The 23457-nt window shown below is 71.1% G+C and carries 23 protein-coding genes; 8 read left to right on the forward strand and 15 right to left on the reverse strand.

Annotated features, from left to right (window positions below; all coding sequences use genetic code 11):
• Positions 1-143 precede the first annotated feature (143 nt).
• Positions 144-479 carry a Rieske (2Fe-2S) protein gene (locus tag HW837_RS01510; protein ID WP_033524521.1) on the reverse strand — a complete coding sequence of 112 codons (336 nt, stop codon included), beginning with the start codon at positions 477-479 and terminating at the stop codon, positions 144-146.
• 308 nt (positions 480-787) lie between these two features.
• Here HW837_RS01510 and HW837_RS01515 point away from each other — a divergent pair, with 308 nt between their 5' ends.
• Together HW837_RS01515 and HW837_RS01520 are read left to right on the forward strand one after the other, a co-directional pair.
• Positions 788-1804, forward strand: a complete 1017-nt coding sequence (locus HW837_RS01515; RefSeq protein ID WP_078853475.1) for a helix-turn-helix domain-containing protein — start codon at positions 788-790, stop codon at positions 1802-1804.
• 22 nt (positions 1805-1826) lie between these two features.
• Entirely contained in the window at positions 1827-2813 is a 987-nt protein-coding gene (locus HW837_RS01520) for a helix-turn-helix transcriptional regulator (RefSeq protein WP_045558191.1), read from the forward strand.
• On the opposite strand, the gene HW837_RS01525 is transcribed toward HW837_RS01520, so the two are convergent.
• Entirely contained in the window at positions 2776-3888 is a 1113-nt protein-coding gene (locus tag HW837_RS01525) for a helix-turn-helix transcriptional regulator (RefSeq protein WP_237269807.1), read from the reverse strand. The two genes, HW837_RS01520 and HW837_RS01525, sit on opposite strands and share 38 nt — an antisense overlap.
• A 363-nt stretch (positions 3889-4251) precedes the next feature.
• Between HW837_RS01525 and HW837_RS01530 the strand changes: the two genes are divergently transcribed.
• From HW837_RS01530 to HW837_RS01540, 3 genes are read left to right on the forward strand one after another with little or no spacing between them, the layout of a single operon-like run.
• Positions 4252-5796 (forward strand): circularly permuted type 2 ATP-grasp protein, encoded by a 1545-nt coding sequence (locus HW837_RS01530; RefSeq protein ID WP_193379496.1) that lies wholly within the window; start codon positions 4252-4254, stop codon positions 5794-5796.
• The gene (locus tag HW837_RS01535) at positions 5793-6728 is read left to right on the forward strand and encodes an alpha-E domain-containing protein (protein ID WP_045558194.1); all 936 of its coding nucleotides are present in this window, start codon (positions 5793-5795) and stop codon (positions 6726-6728) included. The genes HW837_RS01530 and HW837_RS01535 overlap by 4 nt, the downstream gene beginning before the upstream one ends.
• A 5-nt stretch (positions 6729-6733) precedes the next feature.
• Positions 6734-7621 carry a transglutaminase family protein gene (locus HW837_RS01540; protein ID WP_093792188.1) on the forward strand — a complete coding sequence of 296 codons (888 nt, stop codon included), beginning with the start codon at positions 6734-6736 and terminating at the stop codon, positions 7619-7621.
• Between the two features lie 6 nt (positions 7622-7627).
• Here the strand turns inward: HW837_RS01540 and HW837_RS01545 are convergent, their stop codons facing one another.
• The 13 genes from HW837_RS01545 to HW837_RS01605 form a co-directional block, all read right to left on the reverse strand.
• Positions 7628-8173 (reverse strand): hypothetical protein, encoded by a 546-nt coding sequence (locus tag HW837_RS01545; protein ID WP_093792144.1) that lies wholly within the window; start codon positions 8171-8173, stop codon positions 7628-7630.
• Positions 8174-8233: 60 nt separating this feature from the next.
• Complete coding sequence (locus HW837_RS01550) at positions 8234-8389, reverse strand: hypothetical protein (RefSeq protein WP_193379495.1); 156 nt, start codon at positions 8387-8389, stop codon at positions 8234-8236.
• A 169-nt stretch (positions 8390-8558) separates the two neighbouring features.
• Positions 8559-9716, reverse strand: coding sequence for a sugar ABC transporter substrate-binding protein (locus tag HW837_RS01555; RefSeq protein ID WP_313895525.1), 1158 nt, complete (start codon positions 9714-9716; stop codon positions 8559-8561).
• 556 nt (positions 9717-10272) lie between these two features.
• Entirely contained in the window at positions 10273-11445 is a 1173-nt protein-coding gene (locus tag HW837_RS01560; protein WP_256255244.1) for a zeta toxin family protein, read from the reverse strand.
• Positions 11446-11525: 80 nt separating this feature from the next.
• The gene (locus tag HW837_RS01565; RefSeq protein WP_045558197.1) at positions 11526-11888 is read right to left on the reverse strand and encodes a hypothetical protein; all 363 of its coding nucleotides are present in this window, start codon (positions 11886-11888) and stop codon (positions 11526-11528) included.
• Positions 11889-12012: 124 nt separating this feature from the next.
• Positions 12013-12522, reverse strand: a complete 510-nt coding sequence (locus tag HW837_RS01570; RefSeq protein WP_045558198.1) for a hypothetical protein — start codon at positions 12520-12522, stop codon at positions 12013-12015.
• Positions 12523-12587: 65 nt separating this feature from the next.
• Complete coding sequence (locus HW837_RS01575; RefSeq protein ID WP_193379493.1) at positions 12588-13382, reverse strand: hypothetical protein; 795 nt, start codon at positions 13380-13382, stop codon at positions 12588-12590.
• 11 nt (positions 13383-13393) lie between these two features.
• Positions 13394-15124 (reverse strand): type IV secretory system conjugative DNA transfer family protein, encoded by a 1731-nt coding sequence (locus tag HW837_RS01580; protein WP_193379492.1) that lies wholly within the window; start codon positions 15122-15124, stop codon positions 13394-13396.
• A gap of 64 nt (positions 15125-15188) precedes the next feature.
• Positions 15189-16619, reverse strand: a complete 1431-nt coding sequence (locus tag HW837_RS01585) for an outer membrane protein assembly factor BamB family protein (protein ID WP_237269809.1) — start codon at positions 16617-16619, stop codon at positions 15189-15191.
• Between the two features lie 63 nt (positions 16620-16682).
• Complete coding sequence (locus tag HW837_RS01590) at positions 16683-18794, reverse strand: peptidoglycan DD-metalloendopeptidase family protein (protein ID WP_193379491.1); 2112 nt, start codon at positions 18792-18794, stop codon at positions 16683-16685.
• A gap of 7 nt (positions 18795-18801) precedes the next feature.
• Positions 18802-19473, reverse strand: coding sequence for a hypothetical protein (locus HW837_RS01595; protein ID WP_193379490.1), 672 nt, complete (start codon positions 19471-19473; stop codon positions 18802-18804).
• A 150-nt stretch (positions 19474-19623) separates the two neighbouring features.
• Entirely contained in the window at positions 19624-19986 is a 363-nt protein-coding gene (locus HW837_RS01600) for a DUF4913 domain-containing protein (protein ID WP_093792154.1), read from the reverse strand.
• A 25-nt stretch (positions 19987-20011) separates the two neighbouring features.
• The gene (locus HW837_RS01605; protein WP_093792156.1) at positions 20012-20551 is read right to left on the reverse strand and encodes a hypothetical protein; all 540 of its coding nucleotides are present in this window, start codon (positions 20549-20551) and stop codon (positions 20012-20014) included.
• Between the two features lie 320 nt (positions 20552-20871).
• On the opposite strand from HW837_RS01605, the gene HW837_RS01610 reads away from it, so the two are divergent.
• From HW837_RS01610 to HW837_RS01620, 3 genes are read left to right on the forward strand one after another with little or no spacing between them, the layout of a single operon-like run.
• Positions 20872-22560: a conjugal transfer protein gene (locus HW837_RS01610; protein WP_107439509.1), complete on the forward strand. Its 1689-nt coding sequence runs from the start codon at positions 20872-20874 to the stop codon at positions 22558-22560.
• Positions 22561-22613: 53 nt separating this feature from the next.
• A complete protein-coding gene (locus tag HW837_RS01615) occupies positions 22614-22889 on the forward strand; it encodes a TrbC/VirB2 family protein (protein ID WP_045558205.1) in 276 nt (91 codons plus the stop codon).
• A gap of 41 nt (positions 22890-22930) precedes the next feature.
• Entirely contained in the window at positions 22931-23413 is a 483-nt protein-coding gene (locus tag HW837_RS01620; protein ID WP_045558206.1) for a hypothetical protein, read from the forward strand.
• Positions 23414-23457: the final 44 nt, after the last annotated feature.

Here is a 23457-nt window from a genome sequence, read left to right on the forward strand (position 1 = left end):
CGGACGGGCGAGGCGGCCCCCTATACCGGGCGGCATCCCGAAATGTCGCCGTAAACCTGCAGCGGCGTCACCGTGTTCAGGTCACGGTGACGCCGCTGCTGGGGGGAAGCGCCTGAGCGATTTGAAACGACGGGGGAATCGCTTCAGGCACTGCGGGGGGTGGCTGAGACGGCCGTGGAGGCCTGGGTCTCCGGCTCGGCGAGCCGGTGGTCGCGCTGGTCGAGATTGACGAAGACCATCCCGTACCGAACGGCACACCGTACTGGCTGCGGCGCGCCGCGCGGTCGCCGCAGACACCGGTACGCCCGGATGTCCTCGTCCTCGTCCCGGGTCACCACCACCGGTTCGCCGAACACGGTCACCATCAACGAGTCACCGCTGTGGGGGATGGCGGTGGCCAGGTCGATGAAGTGCCAGCCGGAGCGATAGGCGGTGGCCATCTCGCGCCGGAAGGAACGGTCGTCGGGCGGAGTGGTCACATCAGCTCCCTGCTCCGTCGTCAGCCGGGGGCACCGGCCAAGACGTGTCAGCGGCCCGCGCCAGTGTCGTCGACTCCACCACCGCCGGCCAACTGGTGTCCGCGCGAGCGTCACCCTTCGCATCGGAGAGACCGCTCAGCGCTCCGAACACGGCAACGGTGGAGAAGGCGGCGACAAGCACCGAGCGAAGCATTCTCTTGCGCATAGTCGGCTTCGTCCTCACTTGAAGGTCCCTCTTCCCCCGTCGAGTACGACGATGGCTCATTCGGGCACGTCATGGCCACATAATCGATGCATCATGTTCCTGCATGTTCAGGACCCTGGGGGGTGGAGATTTGGTGGAAAATCGGGTTGAAGCGATACATCCCCACACGGTGGCTGATCTGTGCGACGAGGGAGCACGTCTCTACGCACACGCACTGCGGACGGGACGCATCGCACGCGAGGAGGTGGAGTCCGCCCCCTGCCTCATGGAGTTCCCCCTGCTCCATCCCGACCCTGATGACGCAGGCTGGCTCCGTCCCGTTCCCCCATCGGTCGCACTGGCCCAGCGGCTCAACCCGATAGAGCGCGAGATCGCCGAACAGCGGCGCCGGTCGATCGAGCTCAGCGACGCCTTCGAACCCTTCATGGCACTCAGCGCCCAGGTGTCGGCCCCGACGCACGCGATCAGAGTGCTGGAAGGCGGCGAGCAGATCCAGACGGCTCTGAACCTGGCCACCGCCGAGTGCCAGATCGAGGTGCTGACGGTCCAGCCGAGCAACCGCATATCGGAGCGCAACCTGCTCCAGGGTCTCGAACGTGACAGACCGTTGATCGAACGTGGTGTGCGGATCCGCACGCTGTATCAACACACGGCCCGGCACAACCCGGAGAAGCTGGCCTACGTGGCGCGGCTGTCCGACGGCAAGGTGGAGTACCGCACCATCGACGAGTTGGTCGAGCGCCTCATCATCTGCGACGACACCGTGGCCTTCATCCCCACCCGCGACGACCAGCAGGTCGCCCTGGAACTCAGACATCCGGGCCTCGTGCGCTACCTGGTCAAGGTCTTCGAGTTCATGTGGGGCCGCGCCGTCCCCCTGACCGCCGGCGCCCCGTACGAGACGGCCCCCGACGGCATCACGGACATCCAGCACTCCATCGCCAAGCTCCTCGTCGAAGGCCACGTGGACGAGGCCATAGCGCGCCGCCTGGGCATGAACGTCCGCACCTGCCGCGCCCACATAGCCAAACTGGCGACCGCGCTGGGCAGCGGCAGCAGGGCCCAACTCGGCTATCTGATCGCGCAGTCGGGGATCCTGGAGCAGGGGGAGAGCCACTGACGGGCGAGGGAGGCGAGTACGGGTGACCAGCGAGGTCCACGGGCATCGGGTCGACGAACTGTGCGCAGCCGGCCTTGAGTTGTACGCACGAGCCCTGCGGGACGGCCGGGTGCGCGGCGAGGAGGCGACAGCGGCACCCTGTCTGGTCCAGGCCGGACTGCTGCACCCGGCGATGGAGGACCCGTCCTGGCTGGAGCCGGCGGCCCCGGCGACCGCCCTGCACAGACTGCTGCGCGACATCGAGGACAGGGTTACCGAGGAACGGCGCCGTGAGGAGCGGTTGGCGACAGCCTTCGAGCCGCTGCTGCGGATCGCGGAGCGCCGGACCGCCCCGGCGGATGGCAGCCCCCCTGCGATCACCGTGCTCAGCGGCAAGGAGCGGATCAACACCGCCATCACCGAGGCCATGGCAGGAGCCACGCAGGAACTCCTCTGCATCCAGCCGCACACCAACTACCACGGGCAACCCGCCCCGCACGCCGTCGCCTTCGAGCGTGACCAGTCCCTGCTGGACCGGGGTGCGCGTATCCGCACCCTCTACCCGCACACGCTCCGCCACGCCCCCATGGCCATGGCCCGCTACGAACAATTACGGGGCGACGTCGAGGCCCGCACGCTCGACGAGGTCACCGACCGCCTCATCCTCATCGATCGTTCGGTGGCCTTCATCCCCGCCAGCAGCGACCTGACCATGGCTCTGGAGATCCGTCATCCCGCGCTGATCGCCTTCTGCGCCACCACCTTCGACCGCCTCTGGCACCTGGCCACACCCATGTACCCCGAGACCGTCCAGCTGCCCGTGATCGACGGCATCACCCCACGCCAACGCGCCATCGCCCGCCTCCTGGTGCAGGGCCACACCGACACGTCCATCGCCGACCGGCTCGGCCTCAACGTCCGCACCGCCCGCCTCCACATCGCCAAACTCGCCGCGCAGCTCGGGAGTGAGAGCCGGGCTCAGCTGGGCTATCTCATCGGACGGTCGGGGATTCTGGAGCAGGAGCCGTAGAGGCGGTAGAGGCAGTAGGGGTAGTTGGGGCGGTGGAGGCCGTAGGAGTCGCGGGGGTTGGGGGCGGCAGGGACGCAAGGTCGGCCGGGGAGGAGCGGGGCGGGCCGTCGAGGCCGGCCTCGGCGATGCGGACGCCCAACTGCGTACGGCTGGCCGCGCCGAGGCGTTCGGAGAGGCGGGCGATATGGGCCCGGCAGGTGCGGACGCTGATGCCGAGCCGCTCGGCGACCACCGCGTCCTGGTGGCCCTCCGCCAGCAGCGCCGCGATGGACCGCTCCCGGTGGGTGATGCCGGCGACGCCGGTCGACGGGAGGGATGTGGCGAGCGGGACCCCGAGGCGCCAGAGGCGTTCGAAGACCGTGACCAGGTACTCCACCAGCGCGGGGTGGCGGATCTCCAGGGCCATGGTGCGGTCGGGGTTCGCGGGGATGAAGGCGACCGTGCGGTCGAAGACGATGAGGCGTTCCACGACCTCGTCCAGGGTGCGGGCCTCCGCCGACTCCCCCATCAGCTCCATGTAGTTGTGCAGGCCCTGCCCGTGCCGGGCCACATGCGTGTACAGGTCCCGCATCCGCACACCCCGCCGGCACATCGCCAGCGCCCGGTGCAGCCCCTCGCGCAGCTCGTCCTCGCGCCGGATGCCGCCGGGCTGCACGGTCAGCACCTCGGTCGTACAGCGGTCGGTGGCCTCGTCGATCGCCGCCCGGATCCGGGACAGCCCGTCGAGCACCCGGATCGCCGTGCTCTCCGCCGCCTGCCGGGCCCGGGCGCCTCCGAGGCCCGCGTACCACTCCACGGCGTCCACCGCCGCGCCCATCCGGGCCTGGCTGGCGCTGACCTCGGCGTGGACGCTGCGCAGCAGCCGGGTCATGACCTCCTGCGGCGCGGTGGGCACCAGCCAGCCCATGTCGTCGGGGTCGGGGTGCAGCAGGGCGAGTTCGAGCAGACAGGGCACGGTGTCGGCGTCCGCGCGCGGGATCCGGCCACGTCGTACGGCTCGGGAGTACACGCGGTCCCCGGCCGCGCAGAGCCGGTCGGCACCGTGCGGATGCTCCTCGGTCGCGTGCCCGGCCATCACCCAATTCACCCCCGGTTCCAGCCCTCTCGCAGCGCAACTATGCGCGGCCCGCACCGGCTCCGCAACACGGCTGCGCCATGGTTATGCCCCCATAGCAGCGGTTGCGCCCGCGTTTCTCCACCCCTCAGGCAGTGCGCTCTGCAACAAGCTGAAGTCGACGTCGGAAGCGCCCCGCGCGCCAGGCGAACGGCAGGGCGGCGCGCGCAGACTCCGGTGACCGCTTCGGCGCGCGGTCGCACCCCGCGTCCCCCGCCCCGCCGTACTTCAAACCCTCCGTTTCCGCAGGTCGTGGCCGTTCCCGCAAGATGCCGGAAACGCGCCGGTGATCAGGGTGTTACGGAGCGCGCTTACCGTCGGGCCATGGCGGACATATTTGACGCGTACGCGTTGGCCGACGCGTGGGACGAGATGTTCGAGCGGCCGGGTGAGGTCAGGGCCGCCTATGAGCCGGTGCTCGCGGCGCTCCAGCCGATCGAGCCGGCCGAACTGCGGTTCAGGGCGGACCAGATGGCCCGCGCGTTCACCGACCGGGGCGTGACGTACGCCTTCGCAGGCGAGGAGAGACCCTGGCCGCTGGATCTGGTGCCGCGCATCCTGGACGCCCTGGAGTGGGACCTGATCCAGCGCGGAGTCGCCCAGCGCGTACGGGCGCTGGAGGCGTACCTCGCCGACGCCTACGGGCCCTGCCGGGCCTTCGAGGACGGGGTGGTGCCGTGGCGGCTGCTCCTCAACTCCCCCCATTTCCACCGGGCCGCGCACGGCGTGGAGCCCCCGGGAGGGGTCCGTATCCATGTCGCCGGCATCGACCTCGTACGGGACGAGGCGGGCGACTTCCGGGTGCTGGAGGACAACGTCCGGGTGCCGTCCGGGGTGTCGTACGTCATCGAGAACCGGCGGGCGATGACCCGGGTGTTCCCGTCCCTCTTCGCCGAGCAGCACGTGGTGCCCGTCGACGGCTACGCGCAGCGGCTGCTGGCCGCGCTGCGGGCCGCCGCGCCCGCCGGGATCGGCGATCCGCGCGTCGTCGTCCTCACCCCCGGCCCCAGCAACGCCGCCTACTTCGAACACGCCCTGCTGGCCCGGCTGATGGGCGTACAGCTGGTCGAGGGACACGACCTGGTCTGCCGGGCCAACCGGGTGTGGATGCGGACGACGCGCGGGGAGATGCCGGTCCATGTCGTATACCGGCGGCTCGACGACGACTTCCTCGATCCCCTCCACTTCCGGCCCGACTCGGTGATCGGCTGCCCCGGCATCATGAGCGCCGCGATGGCGGGCAACGTGACGCTGGCGAACGCGGTCGGCAACGGCATCGCGGACGACAAGCTCCTCTACACCTACGTCCCCGACCTCATCCGCTACTACCTCTCCGAGGAACCGATTCTCCCGAACGTGGAGTCCTTCCGGCCGGACGAGCCCGGCCAGTTGGAGGCGGTCCTCGACCAGCTCGACCAGCTGGTGATCAAGCCGGTCGACGGGGCCGGCGGGCAGGGCATCGTCATCGGGCCGAAGGCGGACCGGGAGACACTGGAACGCACCCGGCAGGCCGTGGCCGCCGATCCGCGCGGCTGGATCGCGCAGCGGCCGGTCGCCCTGTCCACCTCCCCCACCCTCGCCGGCGAGCGGATGGCCCCGCGCCACATCGACCTGCGGCCCTTCGCCGTCAACGACGGCAGCGATGTCTGGGTCCTGCCCGGCGGGCTGACCCGTGTCGCCCTCCAGGAGGGCAACCTCATCGTCAACTCCAGCCAGGGCGGCGGCTCCAAGGACACCTGGGTGCTCGCCGAGGGCCCCGCCGAGCAGCGCCCCGAGGAGCCCGGCGGCCCGCTCCCGCAGAAGGCGCCGCGCCAGCTCGGACCCGACGGCACCCGCGCGGTCGTCCAGGAAGGAGCGCAGCAGCAGTGAACGACGTGATCCTCTCCCGGATAGCCGAGGCCCTGACCTGGACGGGACGGTACGTGGAACGGGCCGACGCGACCGGCCGCATCCTCGACGCCTACCTCCACCGCCTCCTGGAGGACCCCTGGCGCGACGAGGACGCCGCCTGCCGCTCGCTCTACGCGATCCTCGGCGTCGACGCGCCCGACCGGCACTGCGACATGCAGCAGGTGCTGGACCGGCTGGCCTTCGACGCCCGCTCGACGGGATCGATCGAGGGCGCGCTCGGGGCGGCCCGGCTGAACGCCCGCAGCGCCCGCGAGGCGGTGTCGTCGGAGATGTGGGAGTGCCTGAACTCCACCTGGCACGCGCTCGCCGACCAGCGCACGGCCGCGCGCCGCACGGGCGGCCCGTACGCGTATCTGGAGCTGGTACGGCGTCGCGCGGCCCTCTTCTTCGGGCTCGCGGACTCCACGATGAGCCGGGACGACAGCTGGCGTTTCGTGGTGCTGGGCCGCAGCCTGGAGCGGGTGGACATGACGGTGCGGCTGCTGTCGGTACGGGTGCTGGACGCGGCGCACGCGCCGGACTGGCCGACCCTGCTGAGCGCGAGCGGCGCCGACGAGGCGTACGCGCGGGTGCACGGCGGCTTCGGCGACAGCCCCAAGGTGGCGGAGTTCCTGCTCCTGGACCGCGACTTCCCGCGCTCGGCGCTGCACGCCCTCACCACGGCGGAGGAGTGCCTGGCGGCGCTGGGCCGGCCCCGCCAGGACCCGGCCCGGCGTCCGATCGGCGCCCTGCGCACCCACCTCGAATACCTCGACTCCGAGTCGCTGGAGGCCGGGCTGCCGGCGCTGCTGCGCGACCTCCAGCAGGCGTGCATGGCCTCGGCGGAGGCGGTCGCCGAGAAGTTCTTCCCGTACCAGGGGCCCGTCGAATGGGCCCAGGAAGGCGCGTGAGCACGATGAACCTGCCCGCAACGGCCGCGACAGCCGCGACGGCTCCTCGGGCGACCCGGCGTCTGCGCATCCGGCACACGACCCGCGTCGCGTACGCCCAGCCCGCAGCCTCCTCCCACAACGAGGTCCGCATGACGCCGCTGACGCTGCCGGGCCAGACCACGCTGGACGCCCGGGTCCTGGTCAACCCCTCCACGCCCACCTGGTCGTACTGGGACTACTGGGGCACCCAGGTCACCGGCTTCGACCTCATCGAGCCGCACTCCGATCTGACGATCACCGCGACCAGCCTGGTGGAGACGAGCCCGCCCGAGCCGCTGCCGGACGCGCCGGACCGGGCGGAGATCCGCCGGGCGAGCGCCGACTCCCGCCTCCTGGAGTACCTGACGGCGACGGGCCGTACGACGCTGCCGCAGGATCTGTTGGACCGGGCCCGGGAGGCGTCGGAGGGGCTCTCCGCGCACGGGACGGCGGTGGCGGTCTCGGCCCTGGTCGCCGACCGTGTCGCGTACGTGCCGGGCGCGACCGGTGTGCACACCAGCGCGGCGGAGGCGTGGGAGCAGGGGGCCGGTGTCTGCCAGGACATCGCCCACCTCACCCTCGGCATGCTCCGCTCCCTCGGCCTGCCCGCCCGCTATGTCTCCGGCTACCTCCACCCGGAACGCGAGGCCGAACTCCACCGCCCCGTCGCCGGCCAGAGCCACGCCTGGGTCGAGTACTGGGCGGGCGACTGGACCGGCTACGACCCCACCAACCGCGTCCCCGCCGACGAGTCCCACGTCATCGTCGGCCGAGGCCGCGACTACGACGACGTGACCCCCCACAAGGGCATCTACCGAGGCGTGGCGGGAGGCCCTCCGGAGGTGACGATCGAGTTCACGCGGGTGGCGTGAGGGGGCTCAGTACTCCTCCTCCGGCTCCTCCCGGGCGTAGTCGGTCAGGACGCAGCCGGCCTCGCCCTTGTCCTGTCGGTAGGTGCTGGGTATCTCGACGCCCGGATCGCAGACGAGGTAGACCAGGCCCGCGTCGAGGAGGGTTTTGGCGGTCTTGTCGTCGTCGGCGTCGACGGCGAAGTTCATGCCGACCATGAGGCCGGCGTCATTCGCGATCTCGGAGTTCACCACGTCCTTCTGGAAGTCGCCCAAGCTGCCGAAGTGCACGAAGTCCATGTCGGTGTTCTCGCTGACGTCGCACTCGCCCGCGCTGTCGACGGCATAGCTGACCTCGGCGCGGAATTCCTGCAGATCGTCACCCACGTAGTAGTCGATGTCCTCACACCCGACGTGCTCGTCCAGGAAGCCCGCGACCGCCGTCGCGTCCTTGGCCATGGGAAGCATCTCGTCGTCGTCACCGCAGGCGGAGACGGTGAGGGTGAGCAGCAGGGCGCAGGCGGACGCGGCCAGGACGGCAGACGTACGGCGGCGGGTGGGTGCATGGGTGCGCAAGGGAGGTCCTCTGGGGATCCGGGAGAGCGGAACGTGAGCGGGGGCGGGGCGGGGTGGGGCTCAGAAGACCGGCGCGGGCGTGGGTGCCCTGCCGCTGAGCCGCACGACGGCGGACACCGCCGTGGCAGGCGCCGTCGTGGCAGGCGCCGTCGCGGCGCGGCATGCGGCGGCGGTGTGCTCACGCGGCATGCGGATGTACCCGTTGCTCTGAGGCATGCGACAGTCGTCCCCCGTGATCACGACATGACAAGGCGTAACCCTAGACCATGGGGATCGGCCGCCCGGCACAGCGGTACGGCCCGGCAGGGCCACCGCCGGCACCGGGGCCGTGCGGCGGCCCTGCCGGGCCGTGGGCGTGGAGGGGGAGCCCCGGAGGGCTCGGGTGTTACTTCAGGTTGACCGCGTCGCAGTCGGACTTGAACTCGGCGGTGCAGATCTGCTTGACGGTGTAGATGCCGTCGGCGATGACCGTGTCCGCGATGTTGTTCTTGGTGAGGGCGACCGGGGGCACCAGCTGGGCCGGGATCTTCTTGGTGGTCGGGGAGTCGACGCTGTCCTTGGCGAGGGCGTCGAACTCGATGGAGCGGCCCTGGACCTTGGCGACGGCCATCTCGGCGGCGGCGCTCGCCTGCGTCGGGAACGACTTGTACACGGTCATGTACTGGTCGCCCGAGAGGATCCGCTGCACCGCGTCCAGGTCGGCGTCCTGCCCGGTGACCGGCGGCACCTTGGCGACGCCGGCGGTCTTCAGCACGTCGATCACGGCGCCGGCGATGCCGTCGTTGGCCGCGTAGACCGCGTCGATGTTGTCGGCACCGAGCTTGGCGACCGCCTGCTCCATGTTGACCTTGGCGACCTTCGGGTCCCAGTCCTTGGTGTCGAACGTCTCGGAGATCGTCACCTTGTCCTGGAGCTCGGAGAGCGCGCCCTCCTTGAACATGGCGGCGTTCGGGTCCGAGGGCGACCCGTTCATCATGACGATCTTGTTGGCGGCGCTGTCACCGAGGTCCTCGACCAGCGAGCGTCCCTGCACCTGCCCGACGAGTTCGTTGTCGAAGGAGACATAGCCGTCGATCGGGCCCTCGGCCAGCCGGTCGTACGCGATCACGGGGATGCCCGCGTCGTCCGCCTTCTGCACGGCGGGCGCGACGGCCTTGGAGTCCACGGCGTCGACGATGAGGATGTCGACCTTGTCCGCGACCATCTGCTCGATCTGGCTGTTCTGGGTCTCCGGGTCCTTCTCCGCGTTGGCGTACTTGGTCACGCCCTTGTTGTCGGTGAGCTCGGCGATCTTCTTCTTGATGTTGGGGTAGTCGAACTGCTCGTACCGCTTGGTGTCCTTGTCGGGGAACAGCACACCCACCGTGATGTCGTCGCCCTTCGTGGGGCTCGCCTCCGCGCTGTCGCCGATGTCCGAGACCCCGCAGGAGGCGATGGAGACGGCCGCCGCCGAGGCGACGAGGGCGGTGGCGGTACGGCGCAGAACAGTGGTGCGACGACGTATACGGGTGCTGGGGGTGGTGCTGGTGGTACGGGCGTTCACATCAAGGGCCTTCCGGGCGTGGGCGCGCAGCACTGCGACCCAGGTGGCTGAAAGCCAACGCGGTGATCACCTCAGCGTCAAGGACCAATCACTTAACGAGATGACAACAGCCTGGTGTGGTCTCGGTGTGAAGAGGGTAAAGCAAGGGGCCCTCCGTGTCGCCGCGCGCCCTTCACCCGATCCGGGCCGACGATTCCCGCCCGACGCCCTTGATCTCCAATGCCCTCCGTACGTCCCGGTGTTGCGGGCGGAAGGGGTGCGCGGGGGCCGGTCCGGGGGTCGCCGTGGAGGGCGGCAGGTCAGGGCGGTGGGTGCCGGGGGGTGGGGTGGGGGTGGTCGGAGATCCACTGCGACGGGGATCACGACCCGGCGTGCGCCCCGGCGGTCCGCTTCGCCCGGCGACGGGGTGGGGTGCGTCGAGGGGGAGGGTGGCGGACCTCACGGAGAGACGGTGGGCGAGGGGCGGGCGGCCGGTCGACCGGGCGGCTGCCGCTGCTGCCACACCGCTCGACCGGGCGCGCTGTCCGGTACCCCGCCGCTGCCCGCGCTGCCTGCGCTATCTGCCGCGCCGGTTGGGGTCGGGGCCGGGCGGCCCCTGCGACGGCGACACCACACGACCGGAGGCGGGGCGGTGTCCCTGTCCCGGGGGCTGGGCCTGTCCCGGGGTGGCGGGACCGCCGGAGCGTGGCGTACTGCGGGAGCGCGCGGCCGCTGCCGAGGGTGAGGGTGAGGGTGAGGCTGACGTGCTGGGAGAGGCAGTGGGAGAGGTGGCCGTCGGCTGGGGCGGCCGGGGCGGCGTCGGAGGTGCAGTGGAGGGTGCCGTCGGTGCCGTGGAGGGCAGCTGCCCGGCGGCCGTCGGGGTCAGCAGAGGGCGGGCCTGGTCCTCGATGCGAGTGAGCCGATCCGGCCACTCGGGGCCCAGGGCACGGGCGCTCTCGCGCAGGCGCAGCTGCGTACTGACGAAGGAGTCGCTCTCGGCCGCCGTCCAGGGACGCTCCCGTTCCGTGGCGAGGGCCCGGCGCAGCTCCGGCGGGCCGGCCCAGGTGCCCGTGCCGTCGAGGGAGTTGCTGTAGCGGGGCTTGCTCTCGCCCCGGCGGTAGACGCTCGCGAGGTCGGCGAGGGCACCCCGGTCGACGCGGTCGGCGAGTTGGAGGATGCCGGCGTAGGACTCGTCCGCGTTGGACTGCACGGTCAGCCGCCCCTGGCCCCGGTCGGCGAGCTGCTCGAAGTACCGGTTGACGATGCCCTGGTTGCTCATCGCCTGCGGCACCCCCATGAAGAGGGCCTCGACACGGGCGCCGGAGTCGCGGTAGGCCCGCATCTTCTCCTCCACGGCCGCCGCGTTCTGCGAGGTCTCCTGGATGATCGCGTGCAGCCCGTGCTCGCGGACGTACGCCTCGGCCTGGGCCATCCAGGCGCGCCCGTCGGCGCGGGTGTAGGCGGCCATCAGGGTGTCGTCCTCGGCCATGAGCCGGGCGTACGCGGGGTGGTACGGCTTGTAGAGGTCGCTGTCGACGTCCGCGAAGCCGCCGTGCCGGTTCAGGGCGCCGGCGACCATCTCGGTGACCCTGCTCTTGCCCGCGCCGGGCTGGCCGACCAGGAAGACCACGGTGGGCGTCTCCTGCCCGACGCGGCCCGCGAGGAGGTCGGGGACGATCCGCTCACGGAAGATCCGCCGGTTCTCCGCGTCGGACAGCCGGTGCCGCTCGACCTCGGCGGGGTCGATCACGCGCGCGGGTGGACCGGGTGGACCGGGTGGACCGGGCCGGGGTGACGACGCGCCGGGCTGCTGTGGAGAGGCCGGGTCGGTCACGTGAGGTCCGCCATGACCTCGCGGGCCAGCCGGGCGTAGCGCGAGCGGGCCTCGGCGATCTGCTCCCGGTCGGCCGACCGCAGCCGCTCCCGCTCCTTGGCCAGCCGCCCCTGCGCGGCGCGCGCGGCCTCGATGACGGCGGGGTCGGGCACGTCCTTGGCCTCCTCGGCCGCGATCCTCGCGCTGTACGCGCCGACCGCGCCGTTCACGGCCTCGATCGCCGCCTCGTACGCCGCGGTCTCCTCGTTCGACCAGTCGTGCGGCTCCAGGTCGTGGCTGACCGAAATGCCTTTGCCGCGTGCGGTGTTCCGTGGAGCGGGGTTCTGTGGAGTGTCCTGTGGGGTGTCCCGTGCGGTCATGCGTCCCTCCGGTGTCCCGGTGTCCAGTGGTCATTGTGGGGGACGGCGGACGAGGGCGACGGGGTTCCCGGGAGGCCGACGAGGAAGGAGGCCGGGAGTCGAGGGCGGCGGCCCGGTCCCCGGCTCAGTCCCCGGTCGCCGCCCACTCCCGCAGCAGGGCCTCCCGCTGCTCACGTCGCGGCGTGCCCTCGGCGGCGTGGGCGCGGCCCCAGCGCGCGAGGGTCTCGACGTCCGCCGTGCCCGCCACGAGGCGGTCCAGCAGGGCGACGGAGAGGTCGTACTCGGACTGCACATAACCGCCGAGGGCCGCGGCCGACTGCGCGTTGAGCTCGACGGTCCGGTCGACGGTCTCCAGGTGCACCTCGAACGCGGCCGCGGCCTCCCCGCCACCCGCGACGGCGTTGGTCACGAGGTCGACCGCCGTGGTGGCGAGCAGCCGGGCGCTGGACCGGATCCGTACGTACCGCACGGTGGCCGACCGGATCTCCGACCAGCCCCACACCGCGCTCTGCCCGGTCCCCAGCCCTTCCACCCAGTCCCGCGTCAGCCGCACCCCGGGCCCGAACCCCTCCGGCTGCGCCCCGACGTACACGCCGCCGTCCTCGGCGATCCAGAACAGTCCGACCATGGCCATGAGTGCCTCCCCAACCGGCTACGTACGCGTTTCGCCTGGTGAGACGCCACCCCACGGCAAACGGTTCAGCGGCCGAGGGCGGTCCGCAGCGTCACCCCGTGACGGATGCGCAGACGCCGTACCTCCCACACGGACAGGGCGGTCACGGTGAGGGGGCCGCCGAGGAGGAAGGAGTAGATCACGGCGGGCGGGGCGGCCACGTCGGGGGTGTCGGAGTAGCTGAGGGCGAAGAGGGACCAGACCAGGAGGGGTGAGAGGAGGGCGGGGAGCAGTTCGTGGACGTCGGCGGTGCGGAAGCAGGAGTTCAGCGCCATGAACGTGACCAGCAGCGTGGTGAAGAGCGAGAGGAGCAGGACGATGACACAGGCGATGGCGCCCACGACCAGCAACGCCATCATGACCAGGCCGGTGATCGCCCTGCCGGCCAGCTCACCGAAGAGCCCGAGCGTGAGATCGAACCGGCCGATGTCGGCGCTGGAGACGATGTCGCCGCGCAGCCCCAGGACCGCGAGCCAGCACAGGCCGATCCCGCCGACGATGAGCCCTATCACGGTCAACGGCCCGACCAGGCGCCGCGTGTAGAGACCTCCCAGCGGTGGGCGTGCCGCGAGGATGAAGACCGTGACTCCGACGGCCCCGGCGCCCAGCATGATGGCGCAGCCCAGCGCCAGGTTCCCCAGCTTGTCCAGGACGAACTCCTCACGCCCCTTCCGCAGCGGATAGGCCATGACCAGCCAGACGCCGGCCAGCAGCCCCAGCACCGTACGGGCGCGCTGGAGCCAGGTGATGACCGGGTCCCTGATGAGGTCGGGCCGGTTCGGAACGGTCAGCGCGAGCGCACCGCCCAAGGCGATGCCCACGACCTCCCCCATCAACGCGCCCCGGGGTCGTACTTGCGCAGCGACTCCTGGACCTCGCCGGCGTACGGCCCCTCCCACCAAGGGATCGTCTCGACGAGGACCGGCTTGGTGCCGGAGGCGAGGACGAGGGCGCGGCCCGGGGGCATGGCGCCCAGGTCGGAGACACCGAGGACGCGTTGCCGGCTGACGGACTCGCTGACCGTGCGGTTGCCGCTCCAGCCGCCGAACTCGGACTCGCGGCTCGCCTGGTACTCGCGCTGGTCGTACTCGCCGGCCAGTTCGCTGAGGTCGCCCAGGAAGCGGGTGTCGGAGACACCGCCGCCGTAGACGCGGATGTTCGCGGCCGACCACAGCTTCTCCATGCCGCGCTCGCCCCACACCTCGATGCCCTGGGCCCAGGACTGGAGGATGGTCATGAGGATGATGCCGCGCGAGCCGTAGTGGGAGTACAGGTCGGGCAGGGTGCGCCAGCGGCAGACGTTGGCGGCCTCGTCGAGGACGCCGACGAGGGGCAGCGGGAGGCGGCCGCCGCGCTGGGTGGTGGCGTACTCCTCGGCCGCCTCGACGACGGCGACGGTGAGCGCGGTGACGAGCGGTCCGGCGGAGTCGCGGCCCTCGCGGGAGAGGGAGTACAGGGTGCCGGCGGTGCGGACGAACGTGTGCGGGTCGAACTCGGGGGCGTTCGGGTCGGCCGGCGGGGTCACCCAGCGGTTGACCTCGGGGTTGATCAGGCAGGACGCCATCTGCTGGGCGACGCCGTAGATGCCGCTGCGCTGCTTGTCGGGGGCGGTGAGGACACCGTTCAGGCCGTCGGCGGCCATGGTGTGGCCCGAGCCGCGCAGGATCCGCTCCGGGGTGTCGTCCTTGGGGTTGGACAGCCAGGTGTAGATCTGCGTGATCGGCATCTTGCCGCAGGCGGCGGCGAGGAGGAGGTTGGCGAGCAGGTCCTGACCCGCCGGGTCGAAGAAGGCGTCCGTGGAGGCGTTGGCGTCGCGTGAGCCGCTGGCGAAGTGGTCGGCCATCTTGCGCGCCTTGGCCACGTCGGTGACGTACGACAGCGGGTTCCACCACCAGCTCGGCGTCTCGGCGGCGACCTGCTGCGGGTCGAAAACCCAGACGGGGCCTCGTGCGGCACGGGGGCCCCGGGTGGAGTCCACGATGTCGCGCTTGTTGGAGGTGACGAGGACCGCGCCGGGCCCGTCGAGGATGGCGGGCACGGCCCGGCGGGTCGTCTTACCGGTCCTCGGCCCCCAGATGTCGACGTGCATGTCCTCGTACGAACCGAACAGCGGCTGGCGGCCCTTGACGGAGCGTCCGATGAAGACACCGGGGGTCTTCGCCTTCACGCCGAGCCGTTCGGCGACGGCGGCCGCGCCCTTCATGGTGAGCTTGCCCAACTCCTCGCCCTTGGCGAGGTGTTGCGCCGCACCGTCCACCTTGGGCTTCTTCTTGAACCGCTGGACGACCCGGTACGCGGCGGTGCCCAGGATGCCGAGCAGCACCGCCTCACCGGCGGCCACGGCGCTGGCCGGGGACCCCGGCCAGCTGTAGTCGCCCTTGACCATGGCGACGAGGAACGTCAGCGGGTTGGAGGCCGGGGCCGGCGCGTCCGCGAAAGGGGCGCCGATCTTCGCCGCGAGCCATGCCCCGACGACCCCCAGGAGCACGATCGCGACCACGATGACGATCTCGATCGTCCAGTCGTCCTCGGCGCGGGGCTTCTTCTGCTGTTCTGCGGTCACCCGCGGGTCCGTCCTTTCTGGGGGTGGGGGGCGAGGACTGCGATCGCCCCTGCGCGTTCCGCGTCTACTGCTTCTCTTCCGGGGCGAAGACGAAGAGGTCCGCTGCCGCCAGCACCGCATAACCGTCCGTGGTGAACTGGAGGGGCTCGACGTTCCCGGTCAGTGGGACACCCTGGTACTCGACGAGGTCGGAGGCCAGGACCTTCTTGGTCTTCAGCTCCAGCGCGGTGATCCCCATGGTGTCGACGGAGGCGTAGAGGACGCCCCCGGCGGTGAGCCCCAGGGGCGTGATGGTGTGCTCGTCCGCCTCCTGCCGCCACAGCTCGGCGCCCGTCTCCGTGTTCCAGGCGACCGCACCGCCGCCGAACTGGGTGACCACGGTGCCGCCGTCCGGAGACAGGACGGTGCTGCCCCAGCCACGGGAGAGCTCGTCGAGGTCCTGCTCAGGCCCTTCGGCGATCAGCCGGCCGGTCCCGAGATCGACGACGGTCAGGATCTCGTCGTCCGCGTCGTCGCCCGGCTGCTCCCAGGCGAGGATGCCCTTGTCGTCGGTGAGCGGCAGGAGACGGGCCTCCAGGTCGCCGAGGTCCTCGACGTCGGCGAGGGCGGCCGGGCGGTCGACGTCCCGGAGGTTCCACAGCTCCTTGCCGGTGAGGCGGTCGCTGACGGACAGCCGGCTGCCGCTGCCGTCGATCACGGACCAGGTCGAGACGACGCGGTAGCCGAACCCGGCACCCAGCGGTGCCTGTTCGAGGCCCCGGTCACGGACCTCGACGGGGGTGCCGCCGCCGATGGGGGTGTACGTGTCCTTCTTGTACTCCTCCTTCGTGAGCAGATGGCCCGCCTCGACGGTCAGCCGGGAACCGTCCTCACCGCTGAGGGTGGAGCTGCCCAGCTCCTTCCCGGACGGCGCGTACATGGTGTACGTCGTGGTGATCGACGCCTTCTTCAGACCGTCGCCCTCGACCACATCACCGGAGACGACCAGCAGGGCCGGGGAGCCGTCCTTCCACTCGGAGACCTGCATGAACTGGTCCAGGGAAAGGTCGCGATCGCCCTGCCACTCGGCCGGGACCGTGACGTCGACGGTCCGGCGCACCTCGCCGGTGGCGGGGTCGTAGAGGCGGGCCCGGAAGCGGCTGTCCGTCGCCTCACCCTCGGCGTGCTCCGACAGGTCCTCGGTCAGGACGACGGCGTCCCCCAGCACACAGGTCTGCGCGTCGAAGTTGACGACCTCGGTCGCGGCGGCCTTGGCCGGGTCGTCGGCGCAGCCCTTGAGGCCGGGGGCCTTCAGACTCCACGCCGGTTCCGCGGACAGGCCGGGCAGTTCGTCGCCCTCGTAGGCGGGGCCCGTTCCCTTCGTGGCGGAGGGGGATGCCTTGGGCTTCGCCCCGCCGGTCGCGTCCGTGTCCTGGGGGTCGCCGTCCCCGCCACAGGCGGTGAGAAGGCCGAGGGTCAGAACGGTTCCGGCGACCAGACCCGTGCGTATCTTCATCAACTTCCTTGCTCCGTACGGTGATGGGGAGACCCGGGGCGGAATCAAAGGCCGCCACGAGCCCTATGCCTCGGCGTGGCCGTCGCCCTCGACCGGGTTCGTGCCGGCGGGGATCGGTACGCGGTAGACGCCCGTGATCTTGTCCTGGACGTCCCAGGTGCTGAAGGAGACGTTCTTGCCGGGGCGCGGCGCGTGGATGATCTTCTTGCTCTTGGGGTCCCAGACGATGCCCACGTGCCCGGACAGGTTGTCGCCCTCCGGCCGGAAGAAGATCAGGTCCCCGGGCTGCGCCTCGGAGAGCGACACCTCGTACTTCTCCAGGCGGGGCTCCTGCACATAGGTGGTCCCACCGATGTCGATCTTCCCGCCGCTGGCCATGTAGTAGGCCCACTGTGTGAAGCTGGAGCAGTCGAAGCTGGTGGGGTTCTGTCCCTGCAGCCGCGCCGCGCCGAAGACGTACGGGACGCCGATGCCGCGCTGCGCCCAGCCGAGGACCGCGCGGATCACGGGGTCGTCGGAGTCGGGGAGGACACCGGAGACGCCGGCGCCGTCGGGGGCGACAGCCGTGCCGCTGCCGCCCTTCGCGCAGTCGGCGTACTCGGCGTCGCGGGACTTGTCGTCGGAGTCCGAGCCGGGAACCGTGCCGTAGTCCGGTTTGGCGGTGACCCGGCCCGCCAGCCACTCCTCGGGGTCGACCATGCCGGGACCCTGGTCCTGGCCACCGACGAACGGGTTGTCGACGCCCGGGACGAGGACCTCCCAGTGCAGGTGGGGGCCGGTGACATTGCCGGTCGCGCCGACCGTGCCTATCTGCTGTCCGCGCTTGACGGAGTCGCCGACGGACACGTTGAACGAGGTCTGGTGGGCGTAGAGCGTGATGACGCCGCCCGCGTGCCGCAGCTTCGTCATGTTGCCGTACGAACCGCCGGGGCCGGCGGCCACGACCTTGCCGTCCGCCGGGGCGTAGATCGGGGTTCCGCTGGTGGCCACCAGGTCGAGGCCGGTGTGGTAGCCGAGGCTCCACATGCCGCCGCTCTTGTGGTACGGCGTGCCGATCGTGTAGGTGCCCCGCTTCATGGGCCACTGCCAGTCCTTGCCGGCGGTGGGCGGCGGCTTGGCACCGGGGAAGGAGACCGGCGTGACGTTCGTGGTGCGCGTGCCGCTCGTGACCGTGTACGCGACCGGCGCCATGGCGGAGACGACGTCCTCGGTCTCGCCCTTCAGCGGCGGGGTCGACCAGGACCGGGGCGAGGTGGCGGCGACGCTGAGGGCCTTGTCCGGCTGGGCGTCGTTGCCGACCGGCTCCGGGATGTCCGACTGCTTGCCCAGGGTGGGGAAGTCGGGGTTCTTCTCGATGGTCTCCTTCAGATGGACGTACCAGCGCTTGATGAGGTCCTTGTCGCCGGTGAGCGCACCGCGGTACCGGGCGGCCTGGGTGAGGACCACGCGAGGGTAGATGCTGTTGGAGGCGACCGAACCGGAGTAGATCTGCAGCGCCTTGAAGGGCTGGGTCTCCGCCTTCTTCGCGTGCAGGAAGTTGGCCGCGGCGTAGGCCGCGTCGTCGATGTTGTACAGGTCCTCTTTTTTGTCGCCGTTGCCGTCGTCGCCGTAGTCCGTCCAGGCCGGCTTGCCGAACTGCAGAATGCCCATGTAACCGAGGGAGTTGGCACCGCCCGGCGCGGCCGAGGGGTCCTGGCCGTACTTGGTCTCCTGGTACATCTGCCCGGCGATGAGCGTCCAGTCGAGACCGTCGTAGCGGGCCGCGGCCCGCATCGAGGCGAGGATCATCTTCGGCGGTATCTCGTTGCGCGCCGTCTCGCTCGGCATGTACATCTTGCCCGCCGGCATGACCGGGTTGGTGGCCGCGGCGTCTCCGGTGTTACCGGCTTCGGCGTTGTCGGCGTAGTCCCCGCAGGCGGCATTCGTGGCACCGTTGCCGACGCCGCCGATCATGCTGCCTATGAGGAGCAGGGCGAGACAGATGCCCGCGATGGCGAGGCCTCCGCCGCCGCCGAGGAAGATCCACCACTTGAAGGTGTTCTTCTTCTTGCCCCCGCCGCCCCCTCCGCCGCCCTTCGATCCACGGGCACCGGCGGCCAACTGACCGGCTGCCTTGGCGGTCTTGGCTACCTTCGCGGCCTTCGCCGCGGCCGCCAGTACGGCAGGTGCCACCATGGCAGGCTCACTCCCCCGATTCTTCGGAGGCGCCGACGTCCCCGAGGCCGAAGATGTCGAACCCGGACACCACCCACCTGCCCCGGTCCTCCTGGACGGTCACGAGCCATTCGTTGGACTCCGTGGTCGACTTGCCGCCCGCGGTGACCGTGGAGGTCGCCTTGACCAGGCTGGAGATCGTACGACCGCTGCCGCGCACCAGATCGTCGGCGATCACCGCGTCACGTACGACGACGGCCGTGCCCTTGGACTCGCACTGCTCCGCCTCGCAGAGGGCCCACGTCTTACCGGAGGGCAATATGGTCAGCTGCTTCATCCGGGTGTCGTCGGTGGTGAGTTCGAGCAGCGGGGGAACCCAGGTGACGGCGTTGCTGTTGTAGTCGTAGGTGTTGATGCCGGCCATGTACTTCGCCATGACCGTGTGGGCCTCGTCCACCTCGGCGAGCGCAACGATGGGGGTCGCGTCGGCGTCGCCCGGCTCGTCCGAGCCGGAGTCCGCGTCCCCGCCGCCGGATCCCGACTTCCCCGCAGACGGCGCCGCGGATGCCGCGTTCTGGCCGGCCGGGTCCTCGTCGTCCCCGTCGAAGACGATGAAGACCGTCAGCGCGGCGGCCAGCAGAGCGCCGAGCGCCGCCAGAGCCAGTAGTGCCGTGCGCTTGTTCTCGGCAGGCAACTCCACGGTTCCCGCGTCTCCCTCGTGCTGTGCCGGTACGGCGGTCGGGCGCTGACCGGGACACGGTAGGGGGAGGTGGGGGCGGGAGAGGCTCGGCTTTTCCCGGCGGGGAATGGGTCGGGAAAGGGAGGCGAACGCGGGGAAAGCCCGGGGGCGTCACTCCGGCCGCGGATCCACCGGCAGGGGATCGAACGGGTACGCGGTGTGCCCGTCCTTGGGCGAACAAGCCGCGAACGGGCCCGAGTCGGCGTCCATCAGCACCCGCAGATGAGGGTCCGCGTGATGCAGCCACCACGTCGACATGCCGAGCGCCGGGTCCTGGCGCAGGTGTTCCCAGGCCAGCCAGAGGGCGGAGAGCCGTGCGCCGGCCTCGGGGTGCTCCCACCACTTGGGGCACCAGGTCGCCGACGAGCCGTTGACCCGGCGGCGCACCATCTGGGCGAGGTAGTCGGAGACGAAGACGTAGACGTCCGCGAAGTAGAACTCCGGCTCTTCCGAGTCGACTTGGGTGGCGGTCATCGTTCCACTCCTGCGGGTTGGGCGATCAGGACAGGACGATACCGAGCAGCAACAGCACCACGACGATCGCGCCCATCACGATCCGCGCCGTCGGATCCTCGCGTTCCCACAGGTCGTGGACGAGGGCCCAGCCGGTCAGCCGCGCGGCGCGGCCCCCGTGGAGATTGCCGGTCTGGCCCTGCTCGTCCTCGTCGCCGTCCTCGGCGTTCGCCGGTGCCGTACCGGGCTCGGCGTCGGGTTCGGGCTCGGCGTCGAACCCGACCGGCAGGCCCTGCTGTTCCTGAGCCACCAGGACGATCGGCTCCAGCAGTTCGGGAATCGTGTTGGGGGTCAGGGGATAGGCGAAGGTGCCGTACGGCGTCTCGACGCACAGCCGCGCCTGCCAGGGGTTGCCGGGCTCGTAGCCGTCGACCCAGGCACGGTCTGCGGGGAAGACCTGAGGCATCGGAACGGCGGCGGCGGGGGCGGGAACAGGTGCCTGCTGGACCGGCGGGGGCTGCTGGGGAGCGCCCCAGGTGCGCGGGTCGGGCTGCGGCGGCTGCGGGTGCCCGTTGTGGTCGGTCAACTGTCGTCCTTCGCCGGTCCGTCGGGTCCAGGGGTGCCGGGAACGCCGCGTGTACGGCGGACGCGCCCAGCGCATTGTGGGCCCAGTGCGGTTCTGGACGGCCAGGCGGGTTCCCGGCGTGTCCCTGACACTTTTCCCGAACGCTTTCCCGAACTCCACTCTCGCGGGAATTCCCGTCTCCCGGCGAGGAAATCGACGGCGGCGCGGTGACAGGTCTTTGTCACACTGCCTGCGCACCTGGCTGGGCCAGGGCCCGTCGTGCGGTGCGGTCGTGCCCGCCGAGGCGGACGGGGAACCGACTCGCTGGAGTAACCGACTCGATGACAGACCACAACAGCCCTGCTGGCGCGGTCGGCGGAGGCCAGCCTTCCGGCCAGCCCGGGTCCTTCGGTCCTCCTCAACAGCCCCAGCCGCCCCAGCCGCAGGCGTGGCAGGCGCAGGGCCACGGACAGCAGCCCCCTGCCCCGCAGCCCTCCCACCCCCAGCCGCAGCAGCTCCCCTCCGACGCGGCCCGCGCGCAGGTCGCCGCCGCCTGGGTGCGCAACACGCCCCAGGCCGGGCAGGCCGCCGTACCGGCGCTGCCGCCGCGCGAGACGCGCCCCGCCAGTGAGTCGAAGAAGGAGAAGCGCGAGCGGGAGCGGGCAGCCCGCAAGGCCGCGTACGAGCAGAAGAAGGCGGCGAAGGAGCAGCGCAAGAAGGGCGGCGCGCCGGCCCCGACCGCGGCGGCCACCGCCGCCCCTCCCGCGGCCTCGACCGTCTCCCACGCGCCGCAGGCACCGGCCGCCGGCAACCAGACCCTCACCCTCGGAACCCGCTCCGGTGCCCCGGTCACTCCCGCCCCGGCCACCGTCGGCGGAACCGCCCCCACCGCCGCCAGGCCCCGCCCCGCCCGCGACTTCGACGTCCCCAAGCCCGGCGGCCGGGCCCCCTCAGGCGGACGCCGTACGCACGTCGCGCTGCGCGCCACCCTGCTGATCACCACATGCGTGTTCGCCCTGGGCTCGTGCGGTGTGATGGGAATGGTGGTCGGCGCCTCGTCGGGTTCCGTCACGGCGGGCCTCGACTCCGACGACGCCGCCAAGTACCGCCTCACCGAGTTCCCGACGCAGCAGGCGGCGACCTTCGCCGAGCAGTACGCGCTGCTGTGCCTGACGTACTCGCCGGAGACTGAGGTGGACCGCCGGGAGAACCTGGCCCGCTACGCCTCCTCCGGCGTCGACTCCGAGTGCGGCTGGAGCGGTGAGGGGTCCAACACCGCCTTGTCCGCCGTCTGGGACGGCACCCTCGAAGAGCTTCCCGAGTACGGCGACCGCGGCCGCTACCTCGGGATCCAGGTCCGTAGCGAGGACGGCTCCCTGACCACACTCACCGTGCCCGTGTACGTGAAGGACCTCGCGACGGGCGAGGGTCTGCGCGTGGCCGGCGACGTCGGCCAGATGCCGCTGCCCTCCCGCGCCGACGTGCCCGAGATCAGCAAGGACGAGGTCGTCGACGACGAACTCGCGGCACAGCTCCAGGAGAAGGTGCTGCCGGGCTACTTCGAGGCATGGGGCGCCTCCGACTCCACGGCCATGGCGCGCTTCGCCGCCCCCGGCGCCACCCAGGTGGCCACCGCCGGCCTGGCCGGCCGGCTGACGGACCCGACGGTCGACGACGTGGTCGCGCTGGTGCCCAAGAATCTCCAGGGCGCCGATTCGTACACCTACGGCAACGATCAGGCCGTGCAGCTCCGCGTGAGCGTCACCTGGGCCGGCGCCAAGGGTGCGACCGTGCGCCGCGCGTACCGGATGACCGTCGTGAACACGGCGCAGGGCTGGTTCATCAAGGACATCCGCGGCGGTGTGCTCGACGCGGAGGGCGGCCGGGCCGACTCCGACGAGCAGACCGTGCCGGAGGAGGGCACCGGCGGACCGTCGGGGTCGCCCTCGGGCTCGGCGTCGCCCTCGGGCCCGGCGTCGCCTTCCGGCTCGTCCAAGCCGTCCGGGGACGACAAGCCCCAGAAGTCCTGACCCTCCACGCCCCACTCGCATCGCTCGCTCTTCACCACCCGAGAGGAACCACCATGTACCTGGCCGCCGACGGCGACGGAACCAACAAGATGAAGGAGATGTTCGGCGAGGTGCAGTCCATCCTCACCAGCGCCGGCACGCTCGTCGCCGTCATCGCCCTTCTCGTCCTCGGCATCCGCATGCTGATGTCGATGAAGCGCGGCGACGGCATGCGCGAGGCCTTCCAGGGCTTCGGCATGATCGCGCTCGCCGCCCTGGTCATCGGTGGCGCCAGTGGTCTCGCCGGTCTCCTCATCTCGCTCGGCGACCAAATCGGCAACGGTAGCTGACGCACCGTCATAAATACTGGCAACGGGAGGAGTTGGTCGTCATGGCGCAGGACGCGCCCGAGCCGCTGGTCGCCTACGACCACACCGATCTGGTCAACCGGCCGAAGCGGATCTGGAACTGGGGCAACATCCCCCTCCCGGGCCTGCTGCTGCCGGCGCTGGGCGCGGCCTTCGGCTTCGGGCTGGTGTGGCTCATCGCCATGTTCACCCTGTCCGCGTTCCTCCCCTTCCTCGGCATGTCGATGCTCACGTCGGTCCTCTACTTCGGGCCGCCGTTCGCCGTCTACTTCGTCTGGGGCCGGCCCCTGCCCTCGGCGCTCACGCTGAGCCAGCAGCTGGTGGTGTGGACCGACTGGTGGTTCCAGCCCAAGCGACTGCAGGGGCTCTCCGCCGACCAGGAACCGGAGGAACTGCACTGGCAGGTCATCCTCTGGACCCCGGGAGCACCACGCTGGCAGGCCCGCTACGAAGACGCCCGCAGGGCCGCCGCCGAACGCGGTACAGCCTTCTCGGCACCCCGCTGAACCTCTGACCAGGCCGTTCTCCCCCGCTGATCCACCCCCGTACC

Source organism: Streptomyces caniscabiei, from assembly GCF_014930365.1.
GTDB lineage: Bacteria > Actinomycetota > Actinomycetes > Streptomycetales > Streptomycetaceae > Streptomyces > Streptomyces caniscabiei.